The organism is Stenotrophomonas sp. STEN033 (assembly GCF_056856655.1).
On the sequence record NZ_JBXFWM010000109.1, the window covers coordinates 1 to 5,434 of the forward strand.

The 5,434-nt window shown below is 63.0% G+C and carries 4 protein-coding genes; 3 read left to right on the top strand and 1 reads right to left on the bottom strand.

The window, feature by feature from the left end; genetic code table 11:
* The first annotated feature begins 200 nt into the window (after positions 1-200).
* Both AC1VXC_RS20680 and AC1VXC_RS20685 read left to right on the top strand, forming a co-directional pair.
* Positions 201-1,724, top strand: a complete 1,524-nt coding sequence (locus tag AC1VXC_RS20680; RefSeq protein WP_481540006.1) for a calcineurin-like phosphoesterase C-terminal domain-containing protein — start codon at positions 201-203, stop codon at positions 1,722-1,724.
* Between the two features lie 539 nt (positions 1,725-2,263).
* On the top strand, positions 2,264-2,923 hold the full coding sequence (locus tag AC1VXC_RS20685) for a single stranded DNA-binding domain-containing protein (protein ID WP_481539751.1): 660 nt from the start codon (positions 2,264-2,266) through the stop codon (positions 2,921-2,923).
* A gap of 132 nt (positions 2,924-3,055) precedes the next feature.
* Here AC1VXC_RS20685 and AC1VXC_RS20690 read toward each other — a convergent pair whose 3' ends face one another.
* Positions 3,056-4,738 (bottom strand): long-chain fatty acid--CoA ligase, encoded by a 1,683-nt coding sequence (locus tag AC1VXC_RS20690; protein ID WP_313171757.1) that lies wholly within the window; start codon positions 4,736-4,738, stop codon positions 3,056-3,058.
* A gap of 105 nt (positions 4,739-4,843) precedes the next feature.
* Between AC1VXC_RS20690 and AC1VXC_RS20695 the strand changes: the two genes are divergently transcribed.
* Complete coding sequence (locus tag AC1VXC_RS20695) at positions 4,844-5,293, top strand: nuclear transport factor 2 family protein (RefSeq protein ID WP_313171759.1); 450 nt, start codon at positions 4,844-4,846, stop codon at positions 5,291-5,293.
* Positions 5,294-5,434 lie beyond the last annotated feature (141 nt).

The following is a 5,434-nucleotide window of genomic DNA, read 5'->3' on the forward strand; positions in this document are numbered from 1 at the left end:
AAATTTCCCTGTTGTGCGCTGCATTGCTGGTATTTGGTTATACGGTTACCGCCCCGCGGAGCTGGGGGCGGCTCTACAGGTGCCGGGCTACCGTGGCCGAAGAGCGTGATTCCTGCCACGCTCGGCTCGCCAGCTGGCGCAACCCCACTGCAGCATCCCGGGGCGATAATGGCCGCCTGCCTTTCGCCGCCGAGGACACCATGCGCCCATCCCTGCTGACCGCCCTGTTGCTGGCCTGTGCGCCGTTTGCGGCTGCCGCTTCCTGCGTCGAGGGCGCGGTATTCCTCGACAGCAATGGCAATGGCCGGCAGGACGCCGGCGAAAAGCCCTTGTCCGGCATCCGTGTCTCCGACGGCGAGCGCATCGTCAGCACCGGCAAGGATGGCCGCTACCAGCTGCCGGGCTCCAGCCAGCCAAACATCTTCATCATCAAGCCGGCCGGCTACAGCGCGGCCAAGCGCAGCGACGGCCTGCCCGATATCTGGCGCCCGCAGGCGGGCGAGGGTGATGCCCAGTGCCGCGCGTTTGCGCTGCAGCCCGAGAAGCATGCTCCCAGCAGCTTCCAGGCCTTGCTGGTGGCCGACAGCCAGACCAGCACCGCGTTGGACGTCAGCTACTTCGAGCGCGACATCATCGAGCCGCTGCGTGGCAAGCACCAGGCACGCCTGGGCATGACCCTGGGTGACATCACCAATGACGACCCCAGTCTCTACCCGGCGCTGACCAAGGCGGTCACCTCGCTGGGCGTGCCGTGGCTGCATGTGCCCGGTAACCACGACATGGACCTGGGCGCCAGCAGCGACGCCGATTCGCTGGCCAGCTTCCACCGCCAGCTTGGCCCGGATACCTACGCCTGGGAAGAAGCATCGATGGTGTTCATCGGCCTGGACGACATCATTGCCCAGCCGGGGCAGAAGCCGGCCTATGTCGGCGGCCTGCGCGAGGATCAGTTCGCCTTCCTTGAGGCTTACCTGCCGACCATTCCGAAGAACAAGCTGGTGGTGCTGGGCTTCCACATTCCCTTGTTTGACCATGTTTACCGCGTTGAAGATCGTGCCCGCCTGTTCAAGCTGCTCGAGCAGGTACCGCACCCCTTGATCGTCAGCGGCCACACCCATAACCAGAGCCAGAAGTTCTGGGCCGCTGGCGATGGCTGGAATGGCACCAAGCCGCTGCACGAGTACAACGTCGGCGCGGCCTGCGGTGCGTTCTGGTCGGGGGTGAAGGATGCGCAGGGCATTCCTGATACCACCATGGCCGACGGCACCCCGAACGGCTATGGTTTGCTCAACATTCGTCCGCAAGGCCAGTACAGCGTGGAGTACCGCGTTGCCCGCGCGCCGGCGGATCAGCAGATTGCCTTGCATGCCCCCAAGGTGCTGCGTCAGGGCGCCTATCCGGCGTGGGGCATCTACGCCAATGTGTTCATGGGCTACGAAGGTCTGCCGGTGGAGTTCCGGGTCGATGGCGGCGACTGGCAGCCGATGAAACAGGTCAAGCAGGCCGATCCCCGGTTGTTGGTGGAGAACATCGCCGACGATCTTGCCAAAGAGCTGCGTGGCTACGACCGCTCGCCGGAAGCTGTGCCGTCCAGTCATTTGTGGCGCGCGGCATTGCCGACGAAGCTAAGCGAGGGTGAGCATGCGGTGGAAGTGCGCACTACATTGAATGGCACGGAGTACCGGAGCCAAACCACCTACCGGCTGCAGACTGCCCAGCCCTGACAGCAGGGCTGTTGTAGGAGCGGTGTCAGCCGCGAAGCAGGGGATGCTTCGCGGCTCAGGAGTCCGCAACCTGACCATCTACGAGCTTCGCGGTTCGCACCGCTCCCACAAGCGGTAGCAGTTCGCTGGATAGCGGGCCGGCTGGTGTCTGTAGGAGCGGCGTCAGCCGCGAAGCCGGGGAAGTGTCTGGATCAGGTATTTTGTAATCTGAGAATCTACGAGCTTCGCGATTCACACCGCTCCCACAAACGGTAGCAGTTCGCTGGATAGCGGGCCGGCTGGTGTTTGTGAGAGCGGCGTCAGCCGCGAAGCCGGGGAAGTGTCTGGATCAGGCATTTTGTAATCTGCGAATCTACGAGCTTCGCGGTTCACACCGCTCCCACAAGCGGTAGCAGTTCGCCGGATGGCTGGCTGGTGGTTGTGGGAGCGGCGTCAGCCGCGAAGCCGGGGAAGCGTCTGGATCAGGTATTTTGTAATCTGACAATCTACGAGCTTCGCGGCTGACGCCGCTCCTACAACAAAGCAGGGTGCATGACGTCATGCGTTGGAAGACAGCTGCAGTCAAACCCACGATTCTTGGCATGGCATTGGCTTCGAGCAGTTGCGGCTTTCCGCTGCCTGGCAGCCAGTTCCATGTAGAGCCAATGGATCCCGCGCGCAAGCTGATCGGGCAGGTGCAAGGGCAGGGGGCGAGCAGCCCGCTGCTTGGCGCTGAGGTGCTGGTCGAAGGCATCGTGGTGCGCAATCTGATGGGTGACAGCGACGACATCGGCCAGGAGCTCAAGGAAACCATGGGGGAGGGTGATCGTGGCGCAGCCACGATCGGTTGGTTCCTGCAGGACGAGGGTGACGGCAACCCGGCCACTTCCGATGGCGTGTTCGTGCTGGATCAAGGCTACGACACCTCGATCAATATGCCTGCCGAGACCGAGTTCACCATGCGCATGGGATCGCGGCTTCGCACCGGTGATCGGGTAGCGGTACGTGGCACCGTGGTGGAGCTGCCACAGCAGCAGGTGGTTGACCAACCGCGCAGTACCGGTCATCGGATTTCGCGCGGCGACGCGGGCGGGACGGTTACCACGATCGCTGCGATGTCGTTGACGCTTGTCGGGTCTGATGAGCGCGCTGCGGCAATCGTGCCTGTCGCCGCTGCAGGCACTGGTGACGAGGAGTCCCGTGAAGGTATGCGCCTTTAAAGCAGCGAACGTCGGCGGTCGCTGACAAGCAACACGCTGCAAAAGGCGACCAGGGCTCGCCGCTGATCAGATCACAGTCACAAAAAAGCCTCCCCGTTTCCGGGGAGGCTTTCAGCGATCACGCCGGAAGCATCAGGCTTCCGGCTTGGCGTCACGCAGCTCGCGGCGCAGGATCTTGCCGACGTTGGTCTTGGGCAGTTCCTTGCGGAACTCGACGATGCGCGGGTGCTTGTAGCCGGTCAGGTTGGCGCGGGCGAATTCCTTCACCTGCTCCTCGGTGAGGTTGGGGTCCTTCTTGACGATGACCACCTTCACCACCTCGCCCGACTTCTCGTTGGGCGCGCCCACGGCCGCCACTTCCAGGATGCCCGGCATCATCGCCAGCACGTCCTCGATTTCATTCGGGTAGACGTTGAAGCCGGACACCAGGATCATGTCCTTCTTGCGGTCGACGATATAGAAGAAGCCGTTCTCGTCCATGCGTGCCATGTCGCCGGTATGCAACCAGCCATCGGCGTCCATGACCTTGTCGGTCTCGTCCTGGCGATGCCAGTAACCCTTCATCACCTGCGGGCCGCGGATGCACAGTTCGCCCACTTCGCCCAATGCCACCATCTGCCCGTCGTCGTTCTTGACGCAGGCATCGGTGGACGGGATCGGCAGGCCGATGGCACCGTTGTATTCCTTCAGGTCCAGCGGGTTGATACAGGCTGCCGGCGAGGTCTCGGTCAGGCCATAGGCTTCCACCAGGGTGACGCCGGTGACCTTCTTCCACTTGTCAGCCACGGCGCGCTGCACGGCCATGCCGCCGCCGAGCGCAACCTTGAGGTTGGAGAAGTCGACTTCGTCGAAGCCTTCGGTATTGAGCAGGCCGTTGAACAAGGTATTGACGCCGGTGATGGCGGTGAAACGGTTGTTCTTCAGCTCCTTGACGAAGCCCTTCATGTCACGCGGGTTGGTGATCAGGTAGTTCAGGCCGCCGAGCTTCATGAAGACCAGGCCGTTCGCCGTCAACGCGAAGATGTGGTACAGCGGCAGCGCGGTGATGATGACTTCCTCGCCCGGCTTGACGCCCGAGGCGCTGATCCAGGCCGAGGCCTGCTGCATGTTGGCGATCAGGTTGCGGTGGGTCAGCATCGCGCCCTTGGCCACGCCGGTGGTGCCACCGGTGTACTGCAGGAAGGCGATATCCTCATGGTCCACCTCGACCACCGGCATGCTGTGGCGCTTGCCCAGCTTCAGCGCGTCCTTGAAGCGGATCGCCTTGGGCAGGTCGTAATCCGGCACCATCTTCTTCACGTACTTCAGTACGAAGTTGACGATGGCGCCCTTGGGGAAGCCGAGCATGTCGCCCAGGCCGGTGGTAATGACCTGCTTGACCGGCGTATCGGCGATGACCTGTTGCACGGTCTCGCCGAAGTTGTCGACCACCAGCAGCACGGAGACGCCGGCGTCGACCAACTGGTGCTTGAGTTCGCGTGCGGTATACAGCGGGTTGACGTTCACCACGGTCAGGCCGGCGCGCAGAATGCCGAAGATTGCGATCGGGTACTGCAGGCAGTTGGGCATCATGACCGCAACGCGGTCGCCCTTCTTCAGCTGCAGTTCGCCCAGCAGGTAGGCGGCGAACTGGGTGACTAGGACGTCCGCTTCGCCATAGGTCAGGACCTTGCCGAAGTTGGAGTAGGCCGGGCGATCGCGGAACTTGGCAACCGAGGCATTGAAGACATCGGCGACGGAGTGGAATTCGTTGACGTCGATTTCAGCCGGTACACCAGCCGGATAGCTCTGCAGCCAAGGACGTTCTTGCGTCATCTTCCCCTCCAGGAAATGGAATGATCTAGTGGTCAGGCCCGATCATCGGGCACCGGCGTTATTGTTGCCAGCATACCGTTCCGAATTGAAAAGGCGAAGGGATAGATGATGCGATCAGTCTTCAACTGCATGCTTTGTGCGGTGATCATGCTTTTGCTGGCAGCGTGCGGGCGGGAGCCGCCGGAGCAACGGTTGCGCGAGACTTTTGCTGCAATGCAGGAAAGCGTGGAGACGGGCAAGCCTGGCGGCTTCATGGACGGGGTTGCGGCGGACTTCGTCGGCAATCAGGGGCTGGATCGCGCCGGCATGGAGCGGCTGCTGCGGGGGCAGCTGCTGCTCAATGCCAAGGTCGGCGTGCAGACCGGGCCGCTGCGGGTGGAGATGGGCGAGGGCGGTACCGCAACGGTGCGCTTCACCGTGCTGCTGACGGGTGGCAACCGGGGGCTGCTGCCCGAGCGTGGGCAGATGCAGGAAGTGGTTACTGGCTGGCGCGAGCAGGATGGAGAGTGGCAGGTGTATAGCGCGGACTGGGGGCCGGTGGGTGGGGAAGGGTGAGCTGCTGGCGTGGTAGCCGGTTGAAGGCTTTGGAGCTTTAGAGCGCAAGGCACCCCTCCCCAACCCTCCCCTTGGCTGCGCCAAAGGGAGGGAGACAAGCAGGCTGCAGCCCAGCCCCCTCCCTTTGGCGCAGCCAAGGGG

Bases quoted from the DNA above. Each gene is read 5' to 3' on its own strand.
- AC1VXC_RS20690 (WP_313171757.1), bottom strand. From the start codon at position 4,738: ATGACGCAAGAACGTCCTTGGCTGCAGAGCTATCCGGCTGGTGTACCG.
- AC1VXC_RS20680 (WP_481540006.1), top strand. From the start codon at position 201: ATGCGCCCATCCCTGCTGACCGCCCTGTTGCTGGCCTGTGCGCCGTTT.
- AC1VXC_RS20685 (WP_481539751.1), top strand. From the start codon at position 2,264: ATGCGTTGGAAGACAGCTGCAGTCAAACCCACGATTCTTGGCATGGCA.
- AC1VXC_RS20695 (WP_313171759.1), top strand. From the start codon at position 4,844: ATGATGCGATCAGTCTTCAACTGCATGCTTTGTGCGGTGATCATGCTT.